The sequence below is a fragment of the Pseudomonas putida NBRC 14164 genome (genome assembly GCF_000412675.1).
GTDB lineage: Bacteria > Pseudomonadota > Gammaproteobacteria > Pseudomonadales > Pseudomonadaceae > Aquipseudomonas > Aquipseudomonas putida.
On sequence record NC_021505.1, the window covers coordinates 562,879 to 588,299 of the forward strand.

Annotated in this window: 32 protein-coding genes; all 32 read left to right on the forward strand. The window is 57.2% G+C overall.

The window, feature by feature from the left end; all coding sequences use genetic code 11:
* Nucleotides 1–147 precede the first annotated feature (147 nt).
* The 32 genes from rpoB (at nt 148) to rpsD (ending at nt 25,419) form a co-directional block, all read left to right on the forward strand.
* Complete coding sequence (gene rpoB / locus PP4_RS02470; RefSeq protein WP_016484650.1) at nt 148–4,221, forward strand: DNA-directed RNA polymerase subunit beta; 4,074 nt, start codon at nt 148–150, stop codon at nt 4,219–4,221.
* A 64-nt stretch (nt 4,222–4,285) separates the two neighbouring features.
* Entirely contained in the window at nt 4,286–8,485 is a 4,200-nt protein-coding gene (rpoC, locus tag PP4_RS02475) for a DNA-directed RNA polymerase subunit beta' (RefSeq protein ID WP_016497743.1), read from the forward strand.
* A 211-nt stretch (nt 8,486–8,696) separates the two neighbouring features.
* Nucleotides 8,697–9,068: a 30S ribosomal protein S12 gene (gene rpsL, locus PP4_RS02480; protein WP_003255492.1), complete on the forward strand. Its 372-nt coding sequence runs from the start codon at nt 8,697–8,699 to the stop codon at nt 9,066–9,068.
* A 106-nt stretch (nt 9,069–9,174) separates the two neighbouring features.
* Nucleotides 9,175–9,645, forward strand: coding sequence for a 30S ribosomal protein S7 (gene rpsG, locus PP4_RS02485; RefSeq protein WP_008089143.1), 471 nt, complete (start codon nt 9,175–9,177; stop codon nt 9,643–9,645).
* A 30-nt stretch (nt 9,646–9,675) separates the two neighbouring features.
* Entirely contained in the window at nt 9,676–11,820 is a 2,145-nt protein-coding gene (gene fusA, locus PP4_RS02490; RefSeq protein WP_016484652.1) for an elongation factor G, read from the forward strand.
* A 27-nt stretch (nt 11,821–11,847) separates the two neighbouring features.
* Nucleotides 11,848–13,041: an elongation factor Tu gene (gene tuf / locus PP4_RS02495; RefSeq protein WP_016497741.1), complete on the forward strand. Its 1,194-nt coding sequence runs from the start codon at nt 11,848–11,850 to the stop codon at nt 13,039–13,041.
* 142 nt (nt 13,042–13,183) lie between these two features.
* Complete coding sequence (gene rpsJ / locus PP4_RS02500; protein WP_003186070.1) at nt 13,184–13,495, forward strand: 30S ribosomal protein S10; 312 nt, start codon at nt 13,184–13,186, stop codon at nt 13,493–13,495.
* An 80-nt stretch (nt 13,496–13,575) separates the two neighbouring features.
* The gene (gene rplC, locus PP4_RS02505; RefSeq protein WP_003257089.1) at nt 13,576–14,211 is read left to right on the forward strand and encodes a 50S ribosomal protein L3; all 636 of its coding nucleotides are present in this window, start codon (nt 13,576–13,578) and stop codon (nt 14,209–14,211) included.
* Nucleotides 14,212–14,223: 12 nt separating this feature from the next.
* A complete protein-coding gene (gene rplD / locus PP4_RS02510; RefSeq protein WP_003255485.1) occupies nt 14,224–14,826 on the forward strand; it encodes a 50S ribosomal protein L4 in 603 nt (200 codons plus the stop codon).
* Nucleotides 14,823–15,122, forward strand: coding sequence for a 50S ribosomal protein L23 (rplW, locus tag PP4_RS02515; RefSeq protein ID WP_003255484.1), 300 nt, complete (start codon nt 14,823–14,825; stop codon nt 15,120–15,122). Before rplD ends, rplW begins: the two co-directional genes overlap by 4 nt.
* 14 nt (nt 15,123–15,136) lie before the next feature.
* Entirely contained in the window at nt 15,137–15,961 is an 825-nt protein-coding gene (rplB, locus tag PP4_RS02520; RefSeq protein WP_008089816.1) for a 50S ribosomal protein L2, read from the forward strand.
* Between the two features lie 16 nt (nt 15,962–15,977).
* Nucleotides 15,978–16,253 carry a 30S ribosomal protein S19 gene (rpsS, locus tag PP4_RS02525; RefSeq protein WP_003255482.1) on the forward strand — a complete coding sequence of 92 codons (276 nt, stop codon included), beginning with the start codon at nt 15,978–15,980 and terminating at the stop codon, nt 16,251–16,253.
* 11 nt (nt 16,254–16,264) lie between these two features.
* Entirely contained in the window at nt 16,265–16,597 is a 333-nt protein-coding gene (gene rplV / locus PP4_RS02530; RefSeq protein ID WP_003103908.1) for a 50S ribosomal protein L22, read from the forward strand.
* 13 nt (nt 16,598–16,610) lie between these two features.
* Nucleotides 16,611–17,297: a 30S ribosomal protein S3 gene (gene rpsC, locus PP4_RS02535; RefSeq protein WP_003255481.1), complete on the forward strand. Its 687-nt coding sequence runs from the start codon at nt 16,611–16,613 to the stop codon at nt 17,295–17,297.
* A 12-nt stretch (nt 17,298–17,309) separates the two neighbouring features.
* Nucleotides 17,310–17,723, forward strand: coding sequence for a 50S ribosomal protein L16 (rplP, locus tag PP4_RS02540; protein WP_003255479.1), 414 nt, complete (start codon nt 17,310–17,312; stop codon nt 17,721–17,723).
* Complete coding sequence (rpmC, locus tag PP4_RS02545; RefSeq protein ID WP_002555481.1) at nt 17,723–17,914, forward strand: 50S ribosomal protein L29; 192 nt, start codon at nt 17,723–17,725, stop codon at nt 17,912–17,914. The genes rplP and rpmC overlap by 1 nt, the downstream gene beginning before the upstream one ends.
* Nucleotides 17,915–17,916: 2 nt before the next feature.
* On the forward strand, nt 17,917–18,183 hold the full coding sequence (gene rpsQ, locus PP4_RS02550; protein WP_023534981.1) for a 30S ribosomal protein S17: 267 nt from the start codon (nt 17,917–17,919) through the stop codon (nt 18,181–18,183).
* A gap of 23 nt (nt 18,184–18,206) precedes the next feature.
* Nucleotides 18,207–18,575, forward strand: coding sequence for a 50S ribosomal protein L14 (rplN, locus tag PP4_RS02555; protein WP_002555479.1), 369 nt, complete (start codon nt 18,207–18,209; stop codon nt 18,573–18,575).
* Between the two features lie 11 nt (nt 18,576–18,586).
* Complete coding sequence (gene rplX, locus PP4_RS02560) at nt 18,587–18,901, forward strand: 50S ribosomal protein L24 (RefSeq protein ID WP_003255476.1); 315 nt, start codon at nt 18,587–18,589, stop codon at nt 18,899–18,901.
* 20 nt (nt 18,902–18,921) lie between these two features.
* The gene (rplE, locus tag PP4_RS02565; protein WP_003255474.1) at nt 18,922–19,461 is read left to right on the forward strand and encodes a 50S ribosomal protein L5; all 540 of its coding nucleotides are present in this window, start codon (nt 18,922–18,924) and stop codon (nt 19,459–19,461) included.
* A gap of 13 nt (nt 19,462–19,474) precedes the next feature.
* Nucleotides 19,475–19,780, forward strand: coding sequence for a 30S ribosomal protein S14 (rpsN, locus tag PP4_RS02570; protein WP_009681970.1), 306 nt, complete (start codon nt 19,475–19,477; stop codon nt 19,778–19,780).
* Nucleotides 19,781–19,989: 209 nt separating this feature from the next.
* On the forward strand, nt 19,990–20,382 hold the full coding sequence (rpsH, locus tag PP4_RS02575) for a 30S ribosomal protein S8 (RefSeq protein ID WP_003255471.1): 393 nt from the start codon (nt 19,990–19,992) through the stop codon (nt 20,380–20,382).
* Nucleotides 20,383–20,394: 12 nt separating this feature from the next.
* Nucleotides 20,395–20,928 carry a 50S ribosomal protein L6 gene (gene rplF, locus PP4_RS02580; RefSeq protein WP_003255469.1) on the forward strand — a complete coding sequence of 178 codons (534 nt, stop codon included), beginning with the start codon at nt 20,395–20,397 and terminating at the stop codon, nt 20,926–20,928.
* 10 nt (nt 20,929–20,938) lie between these two features.
* Nucleotides 20,939–21,289: a 50S ribosomal protein L18 gene (gene rplR / locus PP4_RS02585; RefSeq protein WP_003255467.1), complete on the forward strand. Its 351-nt coding sequence runs from the start codon at nt 20,939–20,941 to the stop codon at nt 21,287–21,289.
* A gap of 3 nt (nt 21,290–21,292) precedes the next feature.
* Complete coding sequence (gene rpsE, locus PP4_RS02590) at nt 21,293–21,793, forward strand: 30S ribosomal protein S5 (RefSeq protein ID WP_003255465.1); 501 nt, start codon at nt 21,293–21,295, stop codon at nt 21,791–21,793.
* Nucleotides 21,794–21,795: 2 nt separating this feature from the next.
* Nucleotides 21,796–21,972, forward strand: coding sequence for a 50S ribosomal protein L30 (gene rpmD, locus PP4_RS02595; RefSeq protein WP_016497744.1), 177 nt, complete (start codon nt 21,796–21,798; stop codon nt 21,970–21,972).
* Nucleotides 21,973–21,975: 3 nt separating this feature from the next.
* Complete coding sequence (gene rplO / locus PP4_RS02600; protein ID WP_003255461.1) at nt 21,976–22,410, forward strand: 50S ribosomal protein L15; 435 nt, start codon at nt 21,976–21,978, stop codon at nt 22,408–22,410.
* The gene (gene secY, locus PP4_RS02605; protein WP_003255459.1) at nt 22,411–23,742 is read left to right on the forward strand and encodes a preprotein translocase subunit SecY; all 1,332 of its coding nucleotides are present in this window, start codon (nt 22,411–22,413) and stop codon (nt 23,740–23,742) included.
* Nucleotides 23,743–23,770: 28 nt separating this feature from the next.
* A complete protein-coding gene (rpmJ, locus tag PP4_RS02610; protein WP_002555468.1) occupies nt 23,771–23,887 on the forward strand; it encodes a 50S ribosomal protein L36 in 117 nt (38 codons plus the stop codon).
* Nucleotides 23,888–24,018: 131 nt separating this feature from the next.
* Nucleotides 24,019–24,375 carry a 30S ribosomal protein S13 gene (gene rpsM, locus PP4_RS02615; RefSeq protein WP_003255457.1) on the forward strand — a complete coding sequence of 119 codons (357 nt, stop codon included), beginning with the start codon at nt 24,019–24,021 and terminating at the stop codon, nt 24,373–24,375.
* 18 nt (nt 24,376–24,393) lie between these two features.
* Nucleotides 24,394–24,783, forward strand: a complete 390-nt coding sequence (rpsK, locus tag PP4_RS02620) for a 30S ribosomal protein S11 (protein ID WP_003255454.1) — start codon at nt 24,394–24,396, stop codon at nt 24,781–24,783.
* 15 nt (nt 24,784–24,798) lie between these two features.
* Complete coding sequence (rpsD, locus tag PP4_RS02625) at nt 24,799–25,419, forward strand: 30S ribosomal protein S4 (RefSeq protein WP_012270238.1); 621 nt, start codon at nt 24,799–24,801, stop codon at nt 25,417–25,419.
* The last annotated feature ends 2 nt before the right edge of the window (nt 25,420–25,421 follow it).

Sequence of the window (25,421 nt, forward strand, 5' to 3'; positions counted from 1 at the left end):
TCCGTTATTGGCGGTCGGTCAAGCCGGCCCCGATAACAAGCTGCAAGACACCCACGTGGGTGGCGCAAACCAAGGGGTTTGCACGATTTTCTGGCTGCTCCCGCCGGGAGAAGCCAAACAAGCAGGTGACCAAGCTGGGGAACGCTGATGGCTTACTCATACACTGAGAAAAAACGTATCCGCAAGGACTTTAGCAAGTTGCCGGACGTCATGGATGTGCCTTACCTCCTGGCCATCCAGCTGGATTCGTATCGCGAATTCCTGCAAGCGGGAGCATCCAAGGATCAGTTCCGCGACGTCGGCCTGCACGCGGCCTTCAAATCGGTATTCCCGATCATCAGCTACTCCGGCAATGCTGCCCTGGAGTACGTAGGCTATCGCCTGGGCGAGCCTGCCTTCGATGTTAAGGAATGTGTCCTGCGTGGCGTGACCTTCGCGGTCCCACTGCGGGTCAAGGTGCGCCTGATCATCTTCGACAAGGAATCGTCGAACAAAGCGATCAAGGACATCAAAGAGCAAGAAGTCTACATGGGTGAAATCCCCCTGATGACTGAGAACGGTACCTTCGTTATCAACGGTACCGAGCGTGTGATCGTTTCCCAGCTGCACCGTTCGCCTGGTGTGTTCTTCGACCACGACCGTGGCAAGACTCACAGCTCCGGCAAGCTGCTGTACTCCGCTCGCATCATCCCTTACCGCGGTTCGTGGCTGGACTTCGAGTTCGACCCGAAAGACTGCGTGTTCGTGCGTATCGACCGTCGCCGCAAACTGCCGGCGTCGGTGCTGCTGCGCGCCCTGGGTTACAGCACTGAAGAAGTGCTCAACACCTTCTACACCACCAACGTGTTCCACATTTCCGGCGAAAAACTCAGCCTGGAACTGGTACCGCAGCGTCTGCGTGGTGAAGTTGCAGTCATGGACATCCATGACGAAACCGGCAAAGTCATCGTTGAGCAGGGCCGCCGTATTACTGCGCGCCACATCAATCAGCTCGAGAAGGCCGGCGTCAAGCAGCTGGACGTTCCAATGGAATACGTCCTGGGTCGCACCACTGCCAAGGCCATCGTGCACCCGGCCACTGGCGAGATCCTGGCCGAGTGCAATACCGAGCTGACCACCGATCTGCTGATCAAAGTCGCCAAGGCACAGGTCGTCCGTATCGAGACCCTGTACACCAACGACATCGATTGCGGTCCGTTCATCTCCGACACCCTGAAGATCGACACCACCAGCAACCAGCTGGAAGCTCTGGTCGAGATCTATCGCATGATGCGTCCAGGCGAGCCGCCGACCAAGGATGCTGCCGAGACCCTGTTCAACAACCTGTTCTTCAGCGCCGAGCGTTACGACCTGTCCGCAGTTGGCCGCATGAAGTTCAACCGTCGTATCGGTCGTACCGAGATCGAAGGTTCGGGCGTGCTGAGCAAGGAAGACATCGTCGAGGTCCTGAAGACCCTGGTCGATATCCGTAACGGCAAAGGCATCGTCGACGACATCGACCACTTGGGTAACCGTCGCGTTCGTTGCGTCGGCGAGATGGCCGAAAACCAGTTCCGCGTTGGCCTGGTGCGTGTAGAGCGCGCGGTCAAGGAACGTCTGTCGATGGCGGAAAGCGAAGGCTTGATGCCGCAAGACCTGATCAACGCCAAGCCGGTTGCGGCGGCGGTGAAAGAGTTCTTCGGTTCCAGCCAGCTGTCCCAGTTCATGGACCAGAACAACCCGCTCTCCGAGATCACCCACAAGCGCCGCGTCTCTGCACTCGGCCCGGGCGGTCTGACCCGTGAGCGTGCTGGCTTCGAAGTCCGTGACGTACACCCGACCCACTACGGCCGTGTGTGCCCGATCGAGACCCCTGAAGGTCCGAACATCGGTCTGATCAACTCCCTGGCAGCCTATGCCCGCACCAACCAGTACGGCTTCCTGGAAAGCCCGTACCGCGTGGTGAAGGAAGGCGTTGTCAGCGACGACATCGTGTTCCTGTCGGCAATCGAAGAAGCGGACCACGTCATCGCCCAGGCTTCGGCCGCGATGAACGACAAGAAGCAACTGATCGATGAGCTGGTAGCTGTTCGTCACCTGAACGAATTCACCGTCAAGGCGCCGGAAGACGTCACCCTGATGGACGTTTCGCCGAAGCAGGTTGTTTCTGTTGCTGCGTCGCTGATTCCGTTCCTCGAGCACGACGACGCCAACCGTGCGTTGATGGGTTCGAACATGCAGCGTCAGGCTGTACCGACACTGCGTGCCGACAAGCCGCTGGTAGGTACCGGCATGGAGCGCAACGTTGCCCGTGACTCCGGTGTCTGCGTGGTTGCTCGCCGTGGTGGCGTGATCGACTCGGTCGACGCCAGCCGTATCGTTGTTCGCGTTAATGACGACGAAGTGGAAACCGGCGAAGCAGGTGTAGATATCTACAACCTGACCAAGTACACCCGTTCGAACCAGAACACCTGCATCAACCAGCGTCCGCTGGTGAGCAAGGGTGACAAGGTTCAGCGTAGCGACATCATGGCCGACGGCCCGTCCACCGACATGGGTGAACTGGCGCTGGGTCAGAACATGCGCATCGCGTTCATGGCATGGAACGGCTTCAACTTCGAAGACTCCATCTGTCTGTCCGAGCGTGTGGTTCAGGAAGATCGCTTCACCACCATCCACATTCAGGAACTGACCTGTGTGGCGCGCGACACCAAGCTTGGCCCAGAGGAAATCACTGCGGACATCCCGAACGTGGGTGAAGCTGCACTGAACAAACTGGACGAAGCCGGTATCGTTTACGTGGGTGCTGAAGTCGGCGCTGGCGACATCCTGGTTGGCAAGGTCACGCCAAAAGGCGAAACCCAGCTGACTCCGGAAGAAAAACTGCTGCGTGCCATCTTCGGTGAGAAGGCCAGTGACGTTAAAGACACCTCCCTGCGCGTGCCAACCGGCACCAAGGGTACCGTCATTGACGTGCAGGTCTTCACCCGTGATGGCGTCGAGCGCGACAGCCGCGCCCTGGCCATCGAGAAGATGCAGCTGGACGAGATCCGCAAGGACCTCAACGAAGAGTTCCGCATCGTCGAAGGCGCAACCTTCGAACGTCTGCGTTCTGCTCTGAACGGCCAGGTGGTCGACGGTGGCGCGGGCCTGAAGAAAGGCACCGTGGTCACCGACGAAGTGCTGGACGGTCTGGAGCACGGCCAGTGGTTCAAACTGCGCATGGCTGAAGATGCACTGAATGAGCAGCTGGAAAAGGCTCAGCAGTACATCGTCGACCGTCGCCGTCTGCTGGACGACAAGTTTGAAGACAAGAAGCGCAAGCTGCAGCAGGGCGATGACCTGGCACCTGGCGTACTGAAGATCGTCAAGGTCTACCTGGCAATCCGCCGTCGCATCCAGCCGGGTGACAAGATGGCTGGTCGTCACGGTAACAAGGGTGTTGTCTCGGTAATCATGCCGGTTGAAGACATGCCGCACGATGCCAACGGTACTCCGGTCGACGTCGTACTGAACCCGCTGGGCGTACCTTCGCGTATGAACGTTGGTCAGATCCTTGAAACCCACCTGGGCCTCGCGGCCAAGGGCCTGGGCGAGAAGATCGACCGCATGATCGAAGAGCAACGCAAAGCCGCTGAGCTGCGCGTATTCCTGACCGAGGTCTACAACGAGATCGGTGGTCGTCAGGAAAACCTCGCCGAGTTCACCGACGAAGAGATCCTGGCCCTGGCCCACAACCTGAAGAAAGGCGTGCCAATGGCTACCCCGGTCTTCGATGGTGCCAAGGAAAGCGAGATCAAGGCCATGCTGAAGCTGGCCGATCTGCCAGAGAGCGGCCAGATGGTGCTGTTCGATGGCCGTACCGGCAACAAGTTCGAGCGTCCAGTGACCGTTGGTTACATGTACATGCTCAAGCTGAACCACTTGGTGGACGACAAGATGCACGCGCGTTCCACTGGTTCCTACAGCCTGGTTACCCAGCAGCCGCTGGGTGGTAAGGCGCAGTTCGGTGGTCAGCGTTTCGGGGAGATGGAAGTGTGGGCGCTGGAAGCATACGGCGCGGCATACACCCTGCAAGAAATGCTCACAGTGAAGTCGGACGACGTGAACGGCCGTACCAAGATGTACAAGAACATCGTGGATGGCGATCACCGTATGGAGCCGGGCATGCCCGAGTCCTTCAACGTGTTGATCAAAGAGATCCGTTCGCTCGGTATCGATATCGATCTGGAAACCGAATAACACGTGACGCGAAGGGGAGTGGGGCAGGTATTGCCCGCTCCCTGCTCCGCCAGGAGGAAAGGCCTTGAAAGACCTACTGAATTTGCTGAAAAACCAGGGTCAAGTCGAAGAGTTCGACGCCATCCGTATCGGGCTGGCGTCACCTGAGATGATCCGTTCGTGGTCGTTCGGTGAAGTTAAGAAGCCGGAAACCATCAACTACCGTACGTTCAAACCTGAGCGTGACGGCCTGTTCTGCGCCAAGATCTTTGGCCCAGTCAAGGACTACGAGTGCCTGTGCGGCAAGTACAAGCGCCTCAAGCACCGCGGCGTAATCTGCGAGAAGTGCGGCGTTGAAGTTGCCCTGGCCAAGGTTCGTCGTGAGCGCATGGCGCACATCGAACTGGCCTCGCCGGTTGCCCACATCTGGTTCCTGAAGTCGCTGCCGTCCCGTATCGGCCTGCTGATGGACATGACCCTGCGTGATATCGAGCGGGTTCTCTACTTCGAGAGCTACGTCGTTATCGACCCGGGCATGACCACCCTTGAAAAGGGTCAGCTGCTGAACGACGAGCAGTACTTCGAAGCGCTGGAAGAGTTCGGTGACGACTTCGACGCCCGCATGGGTGCCGAGGCTGTCCGCGAGCTGCTGCACGCTATCGACCTGGAGCACGAGATCGGTCGCTTGCGTGAAGAGATTCCGCAGACCAACTCGGAAACCAAAATCAAGAAGCTGTCCAAGCGCCTGAAGCTGATGGAAGCTTTCCAGGGCTCGGGCAACCTGCCTGAGTGGATGGTCCTGACCGTACTGCCAGTACTGCCGCCGGACCTGCGTCCGCTGGTACCGCTGGATGGCGGCCGCTTCGCGACCTCCGACCTGAACGACCTGTATCGTCGGGTGATCAACCGTAACAACCGTCTGAAGCGCCTGCTCGATCTGTCCGCGCCGGACATCATCGTGCGCAACGAAAAGCGCATGCTGCAGGAAGCGGTCGACGCCCTGCTGGACAACGGCCGTCGCGGTCGCGCCATCACCGGCTCGAACAAGCGTCCGCTGAAGTCCCTGGCCGACATGATCAAAGGTAAGCAAGGTCGCTTCCGTCAGAACTTGCTCGGTAAGCGTGTTGACTACTCTGGTCGTTCGGTAATTACCGTAGGCCCGACCCTGCGTCTGCACCAGTGCGGTCTGCCGAAGAAGATGGCCCTCGAGCTGTTCAAGCCGTTCATTTTCGGCAAGCTGGAAATGCGTGGTCTGGCGACCACCATCAAAGCTGCCAAGAAGATGGTCGAGCGCGAGCTGCCAGAGGTGTGGGACGTTCTCGCTGAAGTGATTCGCGAACACCCCGTACTGCTCAACCGTGCACCGACCCTTCACCGTCTGGGTATCCAGGCGTTCGAGCCTGTGCTCATCGAAGGTAAGGCCATCCAGCTTCACCCGCTGGTCTGTGCCGCGTACAACGCCGACTTCGACGGTGACCAGATGGCCGTTCACGTGCCGCTGACCCTGGAAGCTCAGCTCGAAGCGCGTGCGCTGATGATGTCGACCAACAACATTCTGTCGCCAGCCAACGGTGAGCCAATCATCGTTCCGTCGCAGGACGTTGTACTGGGTCTGTACTACATGACCCGTGAAGCCATCAACGCCAAGGGCGAGGGTCGCGTATTCGCCGACCTGCAGGAAGTCGACCGCGTATTCCGCGCCGGCGAAGCTGCCCTGCACGCGAAAATCAAGGTCCGTATCAACGAGACCGTGAATGACCGTGATGGCAGCTCGACCAAGAACACCCGTATCGTCGACACCACCGTCGGCCGTGCGCTGCTGTTCCAGGTTGTGCCGGCGGGCCTGCCGTACGATGTCGTCAACCAGCCGATGAAGAAAAAGGCGATCTCCAAGCTGATCAACCAGTGCTACCGCGTGGTTGGTCTGAAAGAGACCGTTATCTTCGCCGACCAGCTGATGTACACCGGTTTCGCGTACTCCACCATCTCTGGCGTGTCCATTGGTGTGAACGACTTTGTCATCCCGGATGAGAAAGCGCGCATCATCAACAGCGCTACCGATGAAGTGAAGGAAATCGAGAGCCAGTACGCCTCCGGCCTGGTAACCCAGGGCGAGAAGTACAACAAGGTCATCGACTTGTGGTCGAAGGCGAACGACGAAGTGTCCAAGGCGATGATGGCCAACCTCTCGAAAGAGAAAGTCATCGACCGCGAAGGCAAAGAAGTCGAGCAAGAGTCCTTCAACTCGATGTACATGATGGCTGACTCCGGTGCGCGGGGTTCCGCTGCCCAGATCCGTCAGCTGGCCGGTATGCGTGGCCTGATGGCCAAGCCGGACGGCTCGATCATCGAGACGCCGATCACCGCGAACTTCCGTGAAGGTCTGAGCGTACTTCAGTACTTCATCTCGACTCACGGTGCTCGTAAAGGTCTGGCGGATACCGCCTTGAAGACTGCGAACTCCGGTTACCTGACCCGTCGTCTGGTAGACGTTGCGCAAGACCTGGTTGTGACCGAGATCGACTGCGGTACCGACCAGGGCTTGCTGATGACTCCGCACATTGAAGGCGGTGACGTTGTAGAGCCGTTGGGTGAGCGTGTACTGGGCCGTGTCATCGCCCGTGACGTGTTCAAGCCAGGCACCGAGGACGTCATCGTTCCTGCCGGTACCCTGGTAGACGAACAGTGGGTCGAGTTCATCGAGCTGAACAGCATCGACGAAGTTATCGTGCGTTCGCCGATCAACTGCGAAACCCGCTTCGGTATCTGCGCCAAGTGCTACGGTCGTGACCTGGCGCGTGGTCACCAGGTGAACATCGGTGAAGCTGTCGGCGTTATCGCTGCACAGTCGATCGGTGAGCCAGGTACCCAGCTGACCATGCGTACGTTCCACATCGGTGGTGCTGCAAGCCGTACTTCGGCTGCCGACAGCGTCCAGGTGAAGAACGGCGGTATGGTACGTCTGCACAACCTGAAGCATGTCGTGCGCGCCGATGGCAACCTGGTTGCTGTTTCGCGTTCCGGTGAGCTGGCCATTGCCGACGAATTCGGTCGTGAGCGTGAGCGTTACAAGCTGCCTTACGGTGCGGTGATTTCGGTCAAGGAAGGTGAAAAGGTCGAAGCTGGCGCCATCGTCGCCAAGTGGGACCCGCACACCCACCCGATCGTTACCGAGCTGAAAGGTACCGTGACCTTCGTGGGCATGGAAGAAAACATCACCATCAAGCGTCAGACAGACGAACTGACCGGCCTGACCAACATTGAAGTACTGGACGTCAAGGATCGCCCTGCCGCAGGCAAGGAAATCCGTCCGGCAATCAAGATGGTCGACGCCAATGGCAAGGACCTGTACCTGCCGGGTACCGACGTACCGGCGCAGTACTTCCTGCCGGCCAACGCCTTGGTGGGTGTTGCTGACGGTGCCCAGATCGGTGTTGGTGACGTTATTGCGCGTATCCCGCAAGAAACGTCGAAGACCCGTGACATCACCGGTGGTCTGCCACGCGTAGCTGACTTGTTCGAAGCGCGTCGTCCGAAAGAAGCCTCGATTCTGGCTGAAGTCAGCGGTACCATCGCGTTCGGTAAAGAGACCAAGGGCAAGCGTCGTCTGGTCATCACTCCGACCGACGGTAGCGATCCGTACGAAGAGCTGATTCCGAAGTGGCGCCACCTGAACGTCTTCGAAGGCGAACAGGTAAACCGCGGCGAGGTTATCTCCGACGGCCCGAGCGATCCGCACGACATCCTGCGTCTGCTGGGTGTGAGCGCGCTGGCGAAGTACATCGTCAACGAGATCCAGGACGTTTACCGTCTGCAAGGCGTTAAGATCAACGACAAGCACATCGAGACCATCCTGCGTCAGATGCTGCGCAAGGTCGAGATCTCGGAGTCGGGCGATTCCAGCTTCATCAAGGGCGACCAGATGGAACTGACTCACGTACTGGTCGAGAACGAGCGTCTCGCCGGCGAAGACAAGTTCATCTCGAAGTTCACTCGCGTGCTGCTGGGTATCACCAAGGCGTCGCTGTCGACCGAGTCGTTCATTTCCGCGGCTTCCTTCCAGGAAACTACCCGCGTACTGACCGAAGCGGCGGTAACCGGCAAGCGCGACTACCTGCGCGGCCTGAAAGAGAACGTCGTCGTGGGTCGTCTGATCCCGGCGGGTACTGGTCTGGCCTACCACAGCGAGCGCAAGCGTCGCCGTGAAGCCGACAAACCGCTGCGTGTAAGCGCCAGTGAGGTGGAAGCCGCACTGACCGAAGCGCTGAACTCCAGCGGTAACTAAGTACAGGGCAGGGCCCCGGCAAGCCTCGCTCGGCCATCGGTGACATGAATTGTTGCCGATGATCGGGCGAGGAGGGCCGGGGCCTTGTCTTGACTGGGTGCAAGATCCTCCGTAGACTTTTGTACCCTTAAATTTGGTGAGGCTCCGTCTCGCCAATTTTTGGCTTTCTTGCAAGACAATAGAGTCGCAAGACAATCAGTGGAGCTAGTAGATGGCAACTATCAACCAGCTGGTACGTCAGCCGCGTAAGCGTTCGGTCGAGAAATCCGACGTTCCTGCGCTGCAGAACTGCCCGCAACGTCGTGGCGTGTGCACCCGTGTGTACACCACCACGCCGAAAAAACCTAACTCGGCACTGCGTAAAGTATGCCGTGTGCGTCTGACCAACGGTTTCGAGGTTTCCTCGTACATCGGCGGTGAAGGCCACAACCTGCAAGAGCACAGCGTCGTCCTGATCCGTGGCGGCCGTGTAAAAGACTTGCCAGGTGTTCGTTACCACACCGTTCGCGGCTCTCTGGATACTTCGGGCGTTAAAGGCCGTAACCAGGGTCGTTCGAAGTACGGTACCAAGCGTCCGAAGTAATCGGCCGTTTGCACACATCCATTTTTTTGAGTCGATAAGAGTAAGGTCGGGCAGGGGTCGTAGACCCACGTCCCGGGCTAACCTGAAGACCGTTTGAGGGCTTATCATGCCAAGACGTCGTGTAGCAGCAAAACGTGAGATTCTGGACGATCCTAAATACGGATCCCAAATCCTCGCCAAGTTCATGAACCACGTGATGGAAAGCGGCAAGAAGGCCGTGGCCGAGCGCATCGTTTACGGTGCACTGGACAAGGTCAAAGAGCGCAAGAACAGCGACCCCCTGGAAATCTTCGAGAAAGCTCTCGACGCCATCGCTCCGCTGGTCGAAGTAAAGTCCCGTCGTGTCGGCGGTGCCACTTACCAGGTTCCGGTTGAAGTTCGTCCATCCCGTCGTAATGCTCTGGCAATGCGCTGGCTCGTAGACTACGCCCGCAAGCGTGGCGAGAAGTCGATGGCTCTGCGCCTGGCTGGCGAGCTGCTGGATGCCGCTGAAGGCAAAGGTGCTGCAGTCAAGAAGCGTGAAGACGTTCACCGTATGGCTGAAGCCAACAAAGCGTTCTCGCACTACCGCTTCTAATTCAGGCATCAATCATTCTGCGAGGGCTTTATGGCTCGTACTACAGCAATTAACCGCTACCGTAACATTGGTATCTGTGCCCACGTTGACGCGGGCAAGACCACCACTACCGAGCGGATCCTGTTCTACACAGGCCTGAGCCACAAGATGGGCGAGGTGCATGATGGCGCCGCGACCACCGACTGGATGGTGCAGGAGCAGGAGCGGGGTATCACCATTACCTCCGCTGCCGTTACCACCTTCTGGAAAGGTTCTGTTGGTCAGTATGACAACTACCGTGTAAACGTTATCGATACCCCCGGCCACGTTGACTTCACCATTGAAGTAGAGCGTTCGCTGCGCGTACTCGACGGCGCGGTCGTTGTGTTCTGCGGTACCTCCGGCGTCGAGCCTCAGTCCGAAACCGTATGGCGTCAGGCCAACAAGTACGGCGTTCCACGTGTTGTCTACGTGAACAAGATGGACCGTGCCGGTGCAAACTTCCTGCGCGTCGTAGGTCAGATCAAGAACCGTCTGGGTCACACCCCGGTTCCTGTTCAGCTGGCCATCGGTTCGGAAGATAACTTCCAGGGTCAGGTCGACCTGATCAAGATGAAGGCTATCTACTGGAACGACGACGACAAAGGCACCACTTATCGTGAGGAAGAAATTCCTGCCGATATGCTGGAGCTGGCTCAAGAGTGGCGCTCCAACATGGTTGAAGCGGCTGCCGAGTCCAGCGAAGAGCTGATGAACAAGTACCTGGAAGGCGAAGAGCTGACCGTCGAAGAGATCAAAGCCGGTCTGCGCGCGCGCACCCTGGCCAGCGAGATCGTACCGGCTGTCTGCGGTTCGTCGTTCAAGAACAAGGGTGTTCCCCTGGTTCTCGACGCCGTCATCGACTACCTGCCTGCTCCGACCGAGATCCCTGCAATCCAGGGTATCAACCCGGACGACAAGGAGCTGGACAAAGAAGATCCGGCTGTTCGTAAAGACGTGCGTCACGCTGACGACGACGAGCCGTTCTCGGCTCTGGCGTTCAAGATCGCGACTGACCCGTTCGTGGGTACTCTGACCTTCGTTCGCGTCTACTCGGGCGTTCTGACCTCCGGTGACTCCGTCATCAACTCGGTCAAGGGCAAGAAAGAGCGCGTTGGTCGTATGGTGCAGATGCACGCCAACCAGCGTGAAGAGATCAAGGAAGTGCGCGCTGGCGACATCGCTGCACTGATCGGCATGAAAGACGTGACCACGGGCGAAACCCTGTGCAACGCCGACAAGCCAATCATCCTTGAGCGTATGGACTTCCCTGAGCCGGTCATTTCGCTCTCCGTAGAGCCGAAAACCAAGGCTGACCAGGAGAAGATGGGTATTGCACTGGGCAAGCTGGCCCAGGAAGACCCGTCGTTCCGCGTCAAGACCGACGAAGAGACTGGTCAGACCATCATCTCGGGCATGGGTGAGCTGCACCTGGACATCCTCGTTGACCGCATGAAGCGCGAGTTCAACGTCGAAGCCAACATCGGCAAGCCGCAGGTTTCGTACCGCGAGAAGATCACCAAGTCCAACGTCGAGATCGAAGGCAAGTTCGTTCGTCAGTCGGGCGGTCGTGGTCAGTTCGGTCACTGCTGGATCCGTTTCTCGGAGCCGGATCAGGACGAAAAAGGCAACATCACCGAAGGTCTGGTGTTCTCCAACGAAGTCGTTGGTGGTGTGATTCCTAAGGAATTCATCGCCCCGATCCAGAAGGGTATCGAAGAGCAGATGAAGAACGGCGTTGTTGCCGGCTATCCTCTGATCGGCCTGAAGGCCGCGGTATTCGATGGTTCGTATCACGACGTCGACTCCAACGAAATGGCGTTCAAAATCGCCGCTTCGATGGCGACCAAGCAACTGGCCCAGAAGGGCGGTGGCGTGGTTCTCGAGCCGATCATGAAGGTTGAAGTTGTAACCCCGGAAGACTACCTGGGTGACGTGATGGGTGACCTGAACCGTCGTCGTGGTCTGGTCCAGGGTATGGATGAGTCGGTCTCTGGCCGTGTCGTCCGCGCTGAAGTACCGCTCGGAGAGATGTTCGGTTACGCAACCGACGTTCGTTCCATGTCTCAGGGTCGCGCAAGCTACTCCATGGAATTCTCCAAATACGCCGAAGCTCCGTCGAACATCGTCGAAGCACTCGTTAAAAAACAAGGCTAATCCCCTTTAGGCAAGAGGTTCACTGTCGTGGCTAAAGAAAAATTTGATCGTTCCCTTCCCCACGTTAACGTCGGCACTATCGGCCACGTTGACCACGGTAAGACCACTCTGACCGCAGCTCTGACTCGCGTCTGCTCCGAAGTTTTCGGTTCGGCAGTCGTTGAGTTCGACAAGATCGACTCGGCTCCGGAAGAAAAAGCGCGCGGTATCACCATCAACACCGCTCACGTCGAGTACAACTCGAACATTCGTCACTACGCTCACGTTGACTGCCCAGGTCACGCTGACTACGTGAAGAACATGATCACCGGTGCTGCCCAGATGGACGGCGCGATCCTGGTTTGCTCGGCCGCCGATGGTCCGATGCCACAAACCCGTGAGCACATCCTGCTGTCCCGTCAGGTTGGCGTTCCGTACATCGTGGTCTTCCTGAACAAGGCTGACCTGGTAGACGACGCTGAGCTGCTGGAACTGGTCGAGATGGAAGTTCGCGACCTGCTGTCCACCTATGACTTCCCAGGCGACGACACTCCGATCATCATCGGTTCGGCTCGTATGGCGCTGGAAGGCAAAGACGACAACGAAATGGGCACCACCGCTGTCAAGCGTCTGGTTGAAACTCTGGACAGCTACATCCCAGAGCCAGAGCGCGCTATCGACAAGCCATTCCTGATGCCAATCGAAGACGTATTCTCGATCTCGGGTCGTGGTACTGTTGTTACCGGCCGTATCGAGCGTGGTATCGTCCGCGTTCAGGATCCGCTGGAAATCGTTGGTCTGCGTGACACCACCACCACCACCTGCACCGGTGTTGAGATGTTCCGCAAGCTGCTGGACGAAGGTCGTGCTGGCGAGAACTGCGGCGTTCTGCTGCGTGGTACCAAGCGTGACGACGTTGAGCGTGGCCAGGTTCTGGTCAAGCCAGGTTCGGTCAAGCCGCACACCAAGTTCACCGCAGAAGTCTACGTCCTGTCGAAGGAAGAAGGCGGTCGTCACACTCCGTTCTTCAAAGGCTACCGTCCTCAGTTCTACTTCCGTACCACTGACGTGACCGGTAACTGCGAACTGCCGGAAGGCGTTGAAATGGTAATGCCAGGTGACAACATTCAGATGACTGTTACCCTGATCAAGACCATCGCAATGGAAGACGGTCTGCGCTTCGCTATCCGTGAAGGCGGTCGTACCGTCGGCGCCGGCGTCGTAGCCAAAATCATCGAGTAATCACTCGACCGATTGAAAAAGGCCTCCGCTCAGCGGGGGCTTTTTTTATTGGGTTGACACTAAATTGGGGCGTCTATAGAATCACGCCTCCTTTTAGCGGGCGTAGTGCGTCCGTTGGGAACAGCCTGGAGTCTGAAATCCAATGCAAAATCAGCAAATCCGTATCAGGTTGAAGGCTTTCGACCATCGCCTGATCGACCAATCCACCCAGGAAATCGTGGAAACCGCGAAACGTACTGGTGCACAAGTGCGTGGTCCGATTCCACTGCCTACCCGCAAAGAGCGTTTCACCGTTCTGGTCTCCCCGCACGTCAACAAAGACGCGCGTGACCAGTACGAGATTCGCACTCATAAGCGTGTTCTGGACATCGTCCAGCCAACGGATAAAACCGTTGACGCGCTGATGAAGCTTGATCTGGCGGCAGGTGTGGAAGTTCAGATCAGCCTCGGCTAAGACTTCGGTCTAGTCGTGTAACGCTCTGAAATGGGCGGCCATAGCGGGTGAAAGCCCCGTACACTCATGAGGTTTACAACATGACTATTGGTGTAATCGGTCGCAAATGCGGTATGACCCGCATTTTCACCGAAGAAGGTGTCTCCATTCCGGTCACGGTCATTGAGATCGAACCGAATCGCGTCACCCAGTTCAAAACTGAGGAAACCGATGGCTACCGTGCAGTGCAAGTCACTGTCGGCGAGCGTCGTGCTTCGCGTGTGACTGCCGCTCAGGCAGGCCACTTCGCCAAGGCTAACGTTGCCGCTGGTCGCGGTGTTTGGGAGTTCCGTCTTGAAGAAGGCGATTTCCAGGCTGGCGATCTGATCAAAGCTGAACTCTTCACTGCAGGCCAGCTGGTAGACGTTACTGGTCAGTCCAAAGGTAAAGGCTTCGCCGGTACCATCAAGCGCTGGAACTTCCGTGGTCAGGACAACACCCACGGTAACTCCGTGTCGCACCGTGTGCCTGGTTCCATCGGCCAGTGCCAGACTCCTGGTCGTGTGTTCAAGGGCAAGAAAATGTCCGGTCACATGGGCGCCGAGCGCGTGACTGTTCAGTCCCTGGAAGTAGTTCGCGTAGACGCTGAACGCAACCTGCTGCTCGTCAAGGGTGCCGTTCCTGGCGCTACTGGCGGCGACGTGGTTGTACGTCCAGCTGTCAAGGCTCGCGGTTAAGGGGAAACTGACATGCAACTCAATGTAAATGACGCTCAGGCGATCGAAGTTTCCGAACTGACTTTCGGTGGCGAATTCAACGAGACGCTGGTTCACCAAGCAGTCGTGGCCTACATGGCCGGCGGCCGTCAGGGCACCAAGCAGCAAAAGACCCGTTCCGACGTGGCTGGTGGCGGTAAGCGCCCATGGCGTCAGAAGGGTACTGGCCGTGCTCGTGCTGGTACCACTCGTGGTCCGATCTGGCGTGGCGGTGGTGTAACCTTCGCAGCTCGCCCTCAAGATCACTCGCAGAAGCTCAACAAGAAGATGTACCGCGCAGCTCTGCGCTCCATCCTCGCTGAGCTGGTGCGTAGCGACCGTCTGGTCGTGGTTCAGGACTTCGCTGTTGAAGCACCGAAAACCAAAGATCTGCTGAACAAGCTGAACGGCATGGGTCTGAGCGACGTACTGATCGTCTCCGACGCTGTTGATCAGAACCTGTACCTGGCTGCTCGCAACCTGCCGCACGTCGATGTACGTGACGTACAGGGTTCCGACCCGGTCAGTCTGATCGCATACGAGAAAGTGTTGATCACTGTCTCGGCCGTGAAGAAATTCGAGGAGCTGCTGGGATGAACCAGGAACGCGTATTTAAAGTCCTCCTTGGCCCGCACGTTTCCGAGAAGGCTACCGTTCTGGCTGAGAAAAAAGGCCAGTTCGTATTCAAGGTTGCTACCGATGCAACCAAGCTGGAAATCAAGAAAGCTGTCGAAGGCCTGTTCAACGTAAAAGTTGAAAACGTGTCGACTGTTAACGTTCTGGGTAAAACCAAGCGTACCGCACGTGGTCTGGGCAAGCGCAATGACTGGAAGAAGGCGATCGTCTCCCTTCAGCCAGGCCAAGATCTCGATTTCAGCAGCAGTGCTGAGTAAGGAAGGGGTGCATCATGGCAATCGTTAAATGCAAACCGACTTCCCCTGGCCGCCGTTTCGTGGTCAAGGTGGTCAACAAGGAGCTGCACAAAGGCGCTCCTCACGCACCGCTGCTCGAGAAGAAATCGAAGTCTGGTGGTCGTAACAACAATGGCCGTATTACCACTCGTCACGTTGGTGGTGGTCATAAGCAGCATTACCGTCTGGTCGACTTCCGTCGCAACGACAAAGATGGCATCCCAGCCACTGTCGAGCGTATCGAATACGATCCAAACCGTACTGCTCACATCGCCCTGCTGTGCTACGCAGACGGTGAGCGTCGCTACATCATCGCCCCTAAAGGCGTGAGCGCTGGCGACCAGCTGATCGCAGGTGCCCTGGCCCCAATCAAGGCCGGTAACTCCCTGCAGCTGCGCAACATCCCAGTAGGTAGCACCATTCACGGCGTCGAACTGAAGCCGGGTAAAGGTGCTCAGATCGCTCGTTCCGCTGGTGCTTCGGCTCAGCTGATCGCTCGTGACGGCGTATACGTGACTCTGCGTCTGCGTTCCGGTGAAATGCGTAAAGTGCTGGCTGAGTGCCGTGCGACCCTGGGCGAAGTCTCGAACTCCGAGCACAGCCTGCGTTCGCTGGGTAAAGCAGGTGCCAAACGCTGGCGCGGCGTTCGCCCAACCGTTCGTGGCGTTGCCATGAACCCGGTTGACCACCCACATGGTGGTGGTGAAGGTCGTACCTCCGGTGGTCGTCATCCGGTATCGCCATGGGGCTTCCCAACCAAGGGTGCTAAAACCCGTGGTAATAAGCGTACCGACAACATGATCGTCCGTCGTCGCAAGTAACTAGAGGGATACGACAGTGCCACGTTCTCTGAAAAAAGGTCCTTTTATCGATCTTCACCTGTTGAAGAAGGTCGAAGTGGCGGTGGAGAAGAACGATCGCAAGCCAGTTAAAACCTGGTCGCGTCGCTCGATGATCCTGCCACAAATGGTCGGTCTGACCATCGCGGTTCACAACGGTCGCCAGCATGTTCCAGTTCTCGTGAACGAAGACATGGTCGGCCACAAACTGGGCGAGTTCGCCGGTACCCGCACCTATCGCGGGCACGTGGCTGACAAGAAAGCCAAGCGTTAAGGGGTAAGGAAATGGAAGTAGCCGCTAAGTTGTCGGGCGCTCGCATCTCCGCCCAGAAAGCCCGCTTGGTCGCCGACCAGATCCGCGGGAAGAAGGTGGGCGAAGCGCTCAACCTGTTGGCCTTCAGCAGCAAAAAAGCCGCTGAAATCATGAAGAAAGTCCTCGAGTCGGCCGTAGCCAACGCCGAACACAACGAAGGCGCAGACGTTGATGACCTGAAGGTCTCCACCGTCTTCGTCAACGAAGGGCGTTCGCTGAAGCGTATCATGCCACGTGCCAAAGGCCGTGCTGATCGCATCGTCAAGCGGTCTTGCCATATCACTGTCAAGGTTGCGGACAAGTAACGGAGTCGATCAGATGGGTCAGAAAGTACATCCCACTGGCATTCGCCTGGGAATCGTCAAGGAGCACACCTCCGTCTGGTACGCAGACGGTGCTACTTACGCAGATTACCTCTTGAAGGATCTGAAAACGCGTGAGTACCTCCAAGACAAACTAAAAAGCGCGTCCGTAAGCCGTATCGATATTCATCGTCCGGCTCAAACTGCACGCATCACCATCCACACTGCTCGTCCCGGTATCGTTATCGGCAAGAAAGGTGAAGATGTTGAGAAGCTGCGTCAGGACCTGACCAAGCAGATGGGTGTGCCTGTGCACATCAACATCGAAGAGATCCGCAAGCCGGAACTCGACGCTATGCTGGTTGCGCAGAGCGTAGCTCAGCAGCTGGAACGCCGCGTAATGTTCCGTCGCGCCATGAAGCGCGCCGTACAGAACGCCATGCGTATTGGTGCCAAGGGCATCAAGATCCAGGTGAGCGGTCGTCTCGGCGGTGCCGAGATTGCTCGTACCGAGTGGTATCGCGAAGGTCGTGTGCCTCTGCACACCCTGCGTGCCGATATCGACTACAACACCTACGAAGCTCACACCACTTACGGTGTGATCGGTGTGAAGGTTTGGATCTTCAAAGGCGAAGTTATTGGTGGTCGCCAAGAAGAACTGAAACCACAAGCACCAGCGCCTCGTAAAAAAGCTGCTAAGTAAGGGGTACGCCAAATGTTGCAACCAAAGCGTACAAAATTCCGCAAGCAGATGACCGGCCACAACCGTGGTCTGGCACTGCGCGGTAGCAAAGTCAGCTTCGGCGAATTCGCCCTGAAAGCTGTTGCTCGCGGTCGCCTCACCGCTCGCCAGATCGAGTCCGCACGTCGTGCGCTGACCCGTCACGTTAAACGTGGCGGCAAGATCTGGATCCGTGTGTTCCCGGACAAGCCGATCTCCAAGAAGCCTCTCGAGGTTCGTATGGGTAAAGGTAAGGGCTCCGTGGAATACTGGGTTGCCCAGATCCAGCCAGGCAAAGTCCTGTACGAGATCGAGGGTGTTTCTGAAGAGCTGGCGCGCGAAGCTTTCGCCCTGGCTGCTGCAAAGCTGCCTCTCGCCACCTCCTTTGTTAAGCGGACGGTGATGTGATGAAAGCGAATGAACTTCGTGAAAAATCGGCACAGCAGCTGAACGAGCAACTGCTCGGCTTGCTGCGTGACCAGTTCAATCTGCGTATGCAGAAAGCAACTGGCCAGTTGGGGCAGTCGCACCTGCTCTCGCAAGTTAAGCGTGACATCGCTCGCGTGAAAACTGTGCTCAACCAGCAGGCAGGTAAGTGATCATGGCTGAAGCTGAAAAAACCGTCCGTACGCTGACTGGCCGTGTCGTCAGCGACAAAATGGACAAGACCATCACCGTTCTGATCGAGCGTCGCGTAAAGCACCCGATCTACGGTAAATACGTTAAGCGTTCGACTAAGCTGCACGCGCACGACGAAACCAACCAGTGCAAGATCGGCGACAAGGTTTCGATTACCGAAACCCGTCCGCTGGCCAAGACCAAGTCCTGGGCACTGGTTGAAGTCCTCGAACGCGCTGTTGAAGTCTAAGGGCTAGGGGTCGGAGAAATTTTATGATTCAGACTCAATCCATGCTCGATGTGGCCGATAACAGCGGCGCTCGTCGCGTCATGTGCATCAAGGTGCTCGGCGGCTCGCACCGTCGTTACGCCGGCATCGGTGACATCATCAAGGTTACTGTCAAGGAAGCAATTCCGCGCGGTAAGGTCAAAAAAGGCCAAGTGATGACCGCTGTTGTCGTGCGCACCCGTCACGGTGTTCGTCGCGCTGACGGTTCCATCATTCGTTTCGACGGCAACGCTGCTGTTCTGCTGAACAACAAGCAAGAGCCGATCGGCACTCGCATCTTCGGGCCAGTGACCCGTGAACTTCGTACTGAGAAGTTCATGAAGATCGTCTCGCTCGCCCCTGAAGTGCTGTAAGGAGATCCGACATGCAAAAGATTCGTCGTGACGACGAGATCATCGTGATCGCCGGCAAAGACAAAGGTAAGCGCGGTAAGGTGCTGAAGGTTCTCGCTGATGACCGTCTGGTCATCGGTGGTGTGAACCTGGTCAAGCGTCATACCAAGCCTAACCCGATGGCGGGCGTTCAGGGCGGTATCGTCGAGAAAGAAGCGCCTCTGCACGCTTCCAACGTTGCCATCTTCAACGGCGAAACCAACAAGGCTGACCGCGTTGGTTTCAAAGTAGAAGACGGTAAGAAAATTCGTGTCTTCAAGTCGACCCAAAAAGCGGTTGATGCTTGAACACTGCTAGGTAGAAGACCATGGCACGACTGAAAGAGATTTACCGGAACGAAATCGCTCCTAAGCTTAAGGAAGAACTTAAGCTGTCGAACGTGATGGAAGTTCCGCGCGTTACCAAAATCACCCTGAACATGGGTCTGGGCGAAGCGATCGGCGACAAGAAAGTCATCGAGCACGCAGTAGCTGACCTGGAAAAGATCACCGGTCAAAAGCCGGTCGTGACTTTCGCTCGCAAATCCATCGCTGGCTTCAAAGTCCGCGAAGGGTGGCCGATCGGTGTCAAGGTGACCCTGCGTAGCGACAAGATGTACGAATTCCTGGACCGCCTGCTGGCGATCTCCCTGCCTCGGGTTCGCGACTTCCGCGGCCTGAATGCCAAGTCCTTCGATGGCCGTGGCAACTACAGCATGGGCGTGAAAGAGCAGATCATCTTCCCGGAAATCGATTACGACAAGATCGATGCTCTGCGCGGTTTGGACATCACCCTGACCACCACTGCTCGTTCGGACGACGAAGGCCGCGCTCTGCTGCGTGCTTTCAAGTTCCCGTTCCGCAACTGATTGGAGTAGGAAAATGGCCAAGAAGAGCATGAAAAACCGTGAGCTGAAGCGTCAGCTGACGGTAGCCAAGTTCGCTAAGAAGCGTGCTGAGCTGAAAGCGACCATCGTCAACGTTAATGCCTCTCCAGAAGAGCGTTTCGCTGCCGTTGTCGCTCTGCAGAAGCAGCCACGTGACGCTAGCGCCTCGCGCCTGCGCAACCGTTGCCGCCTGACCGGTCGTCCTCACGGTGTATACCGTAAGTTCGGCCTGGGCCGTAACATGCTGCGTCAAGCTGCAATGCGCGGCGACGTACCAGGTCTGGTCAAGGCCTCCTGGTAATCGCTGTCGGTGTGATCCCGGTGGAAGGGGAGCAATCTTCCGACCGCCGGTGACCTCGCCAAGAAACAAGCCCCTATATGGGGCTTGTTTCGTTTCTGCCTTGTGTCTAGAATGACCGGCTCACCCGAGCCTGGGTTTTTTACCGAATCCGCTCAGGTGGTTGTCATAGCCGCAAGGCTAATAATTCTTGTATCAGGAGCATCTAGCCCATGAGTATGCAGGACCCGTTAGCGGACATGCTAACTCGCATCCGTAATGCCCAGATGGCTGAAAAGTCCGTCGTAAGCATGCCTTCTTCTACCCTGAAGGTCGCGGTTGCCAAAGTTCTGAAGGACGAAGGTTACATCGCTGGCTACCAGGTAACTGGTGAAGCCAAGCCTTCCCTGTCGATCGAACTGAAGTACTTCGAAGGCCGTCCGGTCATCGAGGAACTGAAGCGCTCCAGCCGTCCAGGCCTGCGCCAGTACAAGGCCGTCACCGATCTGCCGAAAGTACGTGGCGGTCTGGGCGTGTCTATTGTCTCCACCAACAAAGGTGTGATGACTGATCGCGCTGCGCGCGCTGCCGGTGTCGGCGGCGAAGTTCTGTGCACAGTGTTCTAAGGGGGGATAGACATGTCTCGCGTCGCTAAGAACCCCGTTAAGCTGCCGTCCGGTGTCGAAGTCAAATTCGCAGGTCAGCAGCTTTCGGTGAAGGGTGCCAAGGGCACTCTCGAACTGAACGTTCACTCGTCTGTTGAAGTTACCGAAGAGTCTGGTGAGCTGCGTTTCGTCGCTCGCAATGGTGACCAGCAAGCTCGTGCCATGGCCGGTACCACCCGCGCTCTGGTTAACAACATGGTCCAGGGCGTAAGCCAAGGCTTCGAGCGTAAGCTCCAGCTGGTCGGTGTTGGTTACAAGGCACAGGCTAAAGGCACCGTCCTGAACCTGGCCCTGGGCTTCTCTCACCCAGTGGACTACGAACTGCCAGCCGGTATCACCGCTGAAACGCCTAGCCAGACCGACATCCTGATCAAGGGTATCGACAAGCAGCTGGTAGGTCAGGTGGCCGCTGAAATCCGCGACTTCCGTCCGCCAGAGCCTTACAAAGGCAAAGGTGTGCGTTACGCGGACGAAGTAGTCCGTCGTAAAGAAGCCAAGAAGAAGTAGGGCCTAGTAAATGACCGACAAAAAAGTTATTCGACTGCGTCGCGCTCGCAAAGCACGTCTCAAGATGCACGAACTCGAAGTCGTGCGCCTGTGCGTGTTCCGCTCCTCGCAGCACATCTACGCCCAGGTCATTTCGGCCGACGGCAGCAAGGTTCTGGCAAGCGCCTCGACCTTGGACAAAGACCTGCGTGATGGCGCCACTGGCAACATCGACGCGGCCACTAAGGTTGGCAAGCTGGTAGCTGAGCGTGCGAAAGCCGCCGGTGTATCTCAAGTTGCCTTTGACCGTTCCGGCTTCAAGTACCATGGCCGCGTCAAAGCGCTGGCTGATGCTGCTCGTGAAGGCGGGCTGGAGTTCTAAGTTATGGCAAATAACGATCAAAAGCGCGACGAAGGCTACATCGAGAAGCTGGTTCAGGTTAACCGCGTTGCCAAGACCGTAAAAGGCGGCCGTATCTTCACCTTCACCGCGTTGACCGTGGTTGGTGATGGTAAAGGTCGTGTCGGCTTCGGCCGTGGCAAATCGCGCGAAGTACCTGCTGCGATTCAGAAAGCCATGGAAGCTGCTCGCCGCAACATGATCCAGGTAGACCTGAAGGGCACCACCCTGCAGTACGCCACCAAGGCTGCCCACGGCGCCTCGAAGGTTTACATGCAGCCTGCCTCGGAAGGTACCGGTATCATCGCTGGTGGCGCAATGCGTGCTGTCCTGGAAGTTGCTGGTGTTCAGAACGTTCTGGCCAAGTGCTACGGTTCGACCAACCCAGTGAACGTGGTTTACGCCACTTTCAAGGGTCTGAAAGCCATGCAATCTCCTGAATCCATTGCTGCCAAGCGCGGCAAGAGCGTCGAGGAGATCTTCTGATCATGGCAACCGTAAAAGTAACGCTGATCAAGAGCGTCTCGGGCCGTCTGCCTAACCACAAACTGTGTGTTAAGGGCCTGGGTCTGCGTCGCATCGGTCACACTGTAGAAGTCCTGGATACTCCCGAGAATCGCGGGATGATCAACAAGGCTTACTACATGCTGCGCGTCGAGGGTTAATCGATGAAACTCAATGATCTGAGTCCAGCGCCGGGTTCCCGTCGCGAGAAGCATCGTCCGGGTCGTGGTATCGGTAGCGGTCTGGGTAAGACCGGCGGCCGTGGCCACAAAGGTCAGACCTCCCGTTCGGGTGGTTCGATCGCTCCGGGCTTCGAAGGCGGTCAACAGCCGCTGCACCGTCGTCTGCCGAAATTCGGCTTCGTTTCCCTGAAAGCCATGGACCGCGCAGAAGTGCGTCTGTCCGAGCTGGCCAAAGTGGAAGGCGACGTGATCTCCGTGCAATCCTTGAAGGATGCCAACGTGATCAACCAGCACATTCAGCGTGTGAAAATCATGCTGTCTGGCGAAGTTACTCGCGCAGTCACCATCAAGGGCATCGCAGCCACCAAGGGTGCGCGTGCGGCTATCGAAGCAGCTGGCGGCAAATTCGAGGAATAAATGGCTAAGCAAGGTGCTCTCTCTTCGCTCGGTAAGGGCGGGATGTCGGAACTCTGGGCTCGTCTGCGCTTTCTGTTCATGGCGATCATCGTCTATCGGATAGGTGCGCATATCCCGGTTCCTGGCATCAATCCGGACCGTCTGGCGGATCTGTTTCGGCAGAATGAGGGGACCATTCTTAGCTTGTTCAACATGTTTTCCGGTGGCGCGCTTGAGCGCATGAGCATCTTTGCACTGGGGATCATGCCGTACATTTCGGCATCGATCATCATGCAGCTGATGACGGCGGTCAGCCCGCAACTGGAGCAGTTGAAGAAGGAAGGTGAAGCTGGCCGTCGCAAGATCAGCCAGTACACCCGCTACGGCACCGTTATCCTGGCACTGGTTCAAGCCATTGGCATGTCCATTGGCCTGGCCAACCAGGGCGTGGCGTTTTCTGCGGGCCTGGGCTTCCATGTCGTTGCCGTCTCCACTTTCGTGGCAGGCGCGATGTTCATGATGTGGCTGGGCGAGCAGATCACCGAGCGCGGTGTGGGCAACGGTATCTCGATGTTGATCTTCGCAGGTATCGTTGCCGGTCTTCCGAGAGCAATCGGGCAGTCTTTCGAGTCTGCACGCACAGGCGATATCAACATTTTCGCCCTGGTCGCAATCGGTTTGCTGGCAGTAGCGATTATCGGTTTTGTGGTGTTCATTGAGCGTGGTCAGCGTCGTATCGCCGTTCACTACGCCAAGCGTCAGCAGGGCCGTAAGGTCTTTGCTGCGCAGACCAGCCACTTGCCGCTGAAAGTGAACATGGCAGGGGTTATCCCGGCCATTTTCGCGAGCAGCATTTTGCTGTTCCCGGCTTCGCTGGGTGCCTGGTTCGGTCAGTCCGAAGGTATGGGCTGGCTGCAGGACATCTCGCAGTCGATCGCTCCTGGTCAGCCGTTGAACATTTTGCTGTTTAGTGCAGGGATCATTTTCTTCTGCTTCTTCTACACAGCGTTGATGTTCAATCCGAAAGACGTAGCGGAAAACCTGAAGAAGTCCGGTGCCTTTATTCCGGGTATCCGTCCTGGTGAGCAGTCTGCGCGCTACATTGATGGCGTTCTGACTCGTTTGACCATGTTCGGTGCTCTTTACATGATGGCCGTCTGCCTTCTGCCCCAGTTCCTGGTGGTGGCAGCAAATGTGCCGTTCTACCTTGGCGGGACCTCGTTGCTGATTGTGGTAGTGGTTGTGATGGACTTCATGTCCCAAGTACAATCGCACCTCGTTTCGCACCAGTACGAATCCCTGATGAAGAAAGCCAACCTGAAAGGCTACGGCGGCAGCGGTTTGCTGCGCTGATACGCCCCTAAGGTTCGAGGAGTCGGTAATGAAAGTTCGTGCATCGGTGAAAAAGCTGTGCCGTAACTGCAAGATCATCCGTCGCGAAGGCGTCGTTCGAGTGATCTGCAGCGCGGAACCGCGTCACAAACAGCGCCAAGGCTGAGTGTGATCTGCGCTTCAAACCCAGCAGCTAGTGTGCTGCTGGGTTGATTATTCGTTTCTACAGCGATATTATCTCGCGCCCTATTTCTTGGCTTCCGGGGCGTAGGTAGCTGTCAATTGGAGTCCCACTGAATGGCCCGTATTGCAGGCGTCAACATTCCAGATAACAAGCATACTGTTATCTCGCTGACCTACATCTATGGTGTCGGTCGCACAACTGCACAGAAGATTTGTGCAGACGCTGGTGTAAACCCAGCCGCTAAGATCAAGGATCTGAGCGACGAGCAAATCGAAACCCTGCGTGGCGAAGTTGCGAAGTTCACCACCGAAGGTGACCTGCGTCGTGACATCAACATGAAGATCAAGCGCTTGATGGACCTGGGTTGCTACCGCGGCCTGCGTCATCGTAAAGGTCTGCCGGTTCGCGGTCAGCGCACCAAGACCAACGCACGCACCCGTAAGGGCCCGCGTAAGCCGATCCGCAAGTAACCGCCCAGGAATATAGACATGGCAAAACCTGCTGCTCGTCCTCGTAAGAAAGTCAAAAAGACAGTGGTTGATGGCATCGCCCACATCCACGCTTCTTTCAACAACACCATCGTGACCATCACCGACCGTCAGGGCAATGCTTTGTCCTGGGCGACCTCCGGTGGTTCGGGTTTCCGTGGTTCGCGCAAATCCACTCCGTTCGCAGCCCAGATTGCTGCTGAACGTGCTGGTCAAGCTGCGCTGGAATACGGCCTGAAGAACCTCGACGTCAACGTCAAGGGTCCAGGTCCGGGTCGTGAATCCGCCGTTCGTGCACTGAACAGCTGCGGCTACAAGATCGCCAGCATCACCGACGTGACGCCAATCCCGCATAACGGGTGCCGTCCGCCGAAGAAGCGTCGCGTGTAATCAGGAGACAGAAGAATGGCACGTTACATTGGTCCAAAATGCAAACTGTCTCGTCGTGAAGGCACCGATCTGTTCCTGAAGAGCGGCGTTCGCGCTCTGGAATCGAAGTGCAACATCGAAGCAGCCCCAGGTATCCACGGCCAGCGCCGTGGCCGTCAGTCCGACTACGGTACCCAGCTGCGCGAGAAACAAAAAGTCCGTCGTATCTACGGTGTTCTGGAGCGTCAGTTCCGCGGTTACTACCAAGCTGCAGCCTCGAAAAAAGGCGCAACCGGTGAGAACCTGCTGCAACTGCTCGAGTGCCGTCTGGATAACGTCGTCTACCGTATGGGCTTCGGTTCGACTCGTTCCGAATCCCGTCAGCTGGTTTCGCACAAAGCGATCAGCGTCAACGGTAAGACTGTAAACATTCCATCCTACCAAGTTCGTCCGGGTGACGTGGTCGCGGTCCGCGAGAAGTCGCTGGCCCAGCTGCGCATTGTTCAAGCCCTTGAACTGTGCGCCCAGCGTGGCCGCGTTGAGTGGGTTGACGTGGATGCTGCTAAAAAGTCGGGCGTTTTCAAGAACGTTCCTGCTCGCAGCGACCTGTCTGCCGACATCAACGAAAACCTGATTGTCGAGCTCTACTCCAAGTAAGG

Bases quoted from the DNA above. Each gene is read 5' to 3' on its own strand.
- secY (WP_003255459.1), top strand. From the start codon at position 22,411: ATGGCTAAGCAAGGTGCTCTCTCTTCGCTCGGTAAGGGCGGGATGTCG.
- rpsM (WP_003255457.1), top strand. From the start codon at position 24,019: ATGGCCCGTATTGCAGGCGTCAACATTCCAGATAACAAGCATACTGTT.
- rplD (WP_003255485.1), top strand. From the start codon at position 14,224: ATGCAACTCAATGTAAATGACGCTCAGGCGATCGAAGTTTCCGAACTG.
- rpsE (WP_003255465.1), top strand. From the start codon at position 21,293: ATGGCAAATAACGATCAAAAGCGCGACGAAGGCTACATCGAGAAGCTG.
- rplP (WP_003255479.1), top strand. From the start codon at position 17,310: ATGTTGCAACCAAAGCGTACAAAATTCCGCAAGCAGATGACCGGCCAC.
- rpsH (WP_003255471.1), top strand. From the start codon at position 19,990: ATGAGTATGCAGGACCCGTTAGCGGACATGCTAACTCGCATCCGTAAT.
- rpsL (WP_003255492.1), top strand. From the start codon at position 8,697: ATGGCAACTATCAACCAGCTGGTACGTCAGCCGCGTAAGCGTTCGGTC.
- rplO (WP_003255461.1), top strand. From the start codon at position 21,976: ATGAAACTCAATGATCTGAGTCCAGCGCCGGGTTCCCGTCGCGAGAAG.
- rplB (WP_008089816.1), top strand. From the start codon at position 15,137: ATGGCAATCGTTAAATGCAAACCGACTTCCCCTGGCCGCCGTTTCGTG.
- rpsQ (WP_023534981.1), top strand. From the start codon at position 17,917: ATGGCTGAAGCTGAAAAAACCGTCCGTACGCTGACTGGCCGTGTCGTC.
- fusA (WP_016484652.1), top strand. From the start codon at position 9,676: ATGGCTCGTACTACAGCAATTAACCGCTACCGTAACATTGGTATCTGT.
- rpoB (WP_016484650.1), top strand. From the start codon at position 148: ATGGCTTACTCATACACTGAGAAAAAACGTATCCGCAAGGACTTTAGC.
- rplE (WP_003255474.1), top strand. From the start codon at position 18,922: ATGGCACGACTGAAAGAGATTTACCGGAACGAAATCGCTCCTAAGCTT.
- rpsD (WP_012270238.1), top strand. From the start codon at position 24,799: ATGGCACGTTACATTGGTCCAAAATGCAAACTGTCTCGTCGTGAAGGC.
- rpmJ (WP_002555468.1), top strand. From the start codon at position 23,771: ATGAAAGTTCGTGCATCGGTGAAAAAGCTGTGCCGTAACTGCAAGATC.
- rpmC (WP_002555481.1), top strand. From the start codon at position 17,723: ATGAAAGCGAATGAACTTCGTGAAAAATCGGCACAGCAGCTGAACGAG.
- rpmD (WP_016497744.1), top strand. From the start codon at position 21,796: ATGGCAACCGTAAAAGTAACGCTGATCAAGAGCGTCTCGGGCCGTCTG.
- rpsG (WP_008089143.1), top strand. From the start codon at position 9,175: ATGCCAAGACGTCGTGTAGCAGCAAAACGTGAGATTCTGGACGATCCT.
- rpsC (WP_003255481.1), top strand. From the start codon at position 16,611: ATGGGTCAGAAAGTACATCCCACTGGCATTCGCCTGGGAATCGTCAAG.
- rpsN (WP_009681970.1), top strand. From the start codon at position 19,475: ATGGCCAAGAAGAGCATGAAAAACCGTGAGCTGAAGCGTCAGCTGACG.
- rpsK (WP_003255454.1), top strand. From the start codon at position 24,394: ATGGCAAAACCTGCTGCTCGTCCTCGTAAGAAAGTCAAAAAGACAGTG.
- rplF (WP_003255469.1), top strand. From the start codon at position 20,395: ATGTCTCGCGTCGCTAAGAACCCCGTTAAGCTGCCGTCCGGTGTCGAA.
- rplC (WP_003257089.1), top strand. From the start codon at position 13,576: ATGACTATTGGTGTAATCGGTCGCAAATGCGGTATGACCCGCATTTTC.
- rplW (WP_003255484.1), top strand. From the start codon at position 14,823: ATGAACCAGGAACGCGTATTTAAAGTCCTCCTTGGCCCGCACGTTTCC.
- rpsJ (WP_003186070.1), top strand. From the start codon at position 13,184: ATGCAAAATCAGCAAATCCGTATCAGGTTGAAGGCTTTCGACCATCGC.
- rplX (WP_003255476.1), top strand. From the start codon at position 18,587: ATGCAAAAGATTCGTCGTGACGACGAGATCATCGTGATCGCCGGCAAA.
- rplR (WP_003255467.1), top strand. From the start codon at position 20,939: ATGACCGACAAAAAAGTTATTCGACTGCGTCGCGCTCGCAAAGCACGT.
- rplN (WP_002555479.1), top strand. From the start codon at position 18,207: ATGATTCAGACTCAATCCATGCTCGATGTGGCCGATAACAGCGGCGCT.
- rplV (WP_003103908.1), top strand. From the start codon at position 16,265: ATGGAAGTAGCCGCTAAGTTGTCGGGCGCTCGCATCTCCGCCCAGAAA.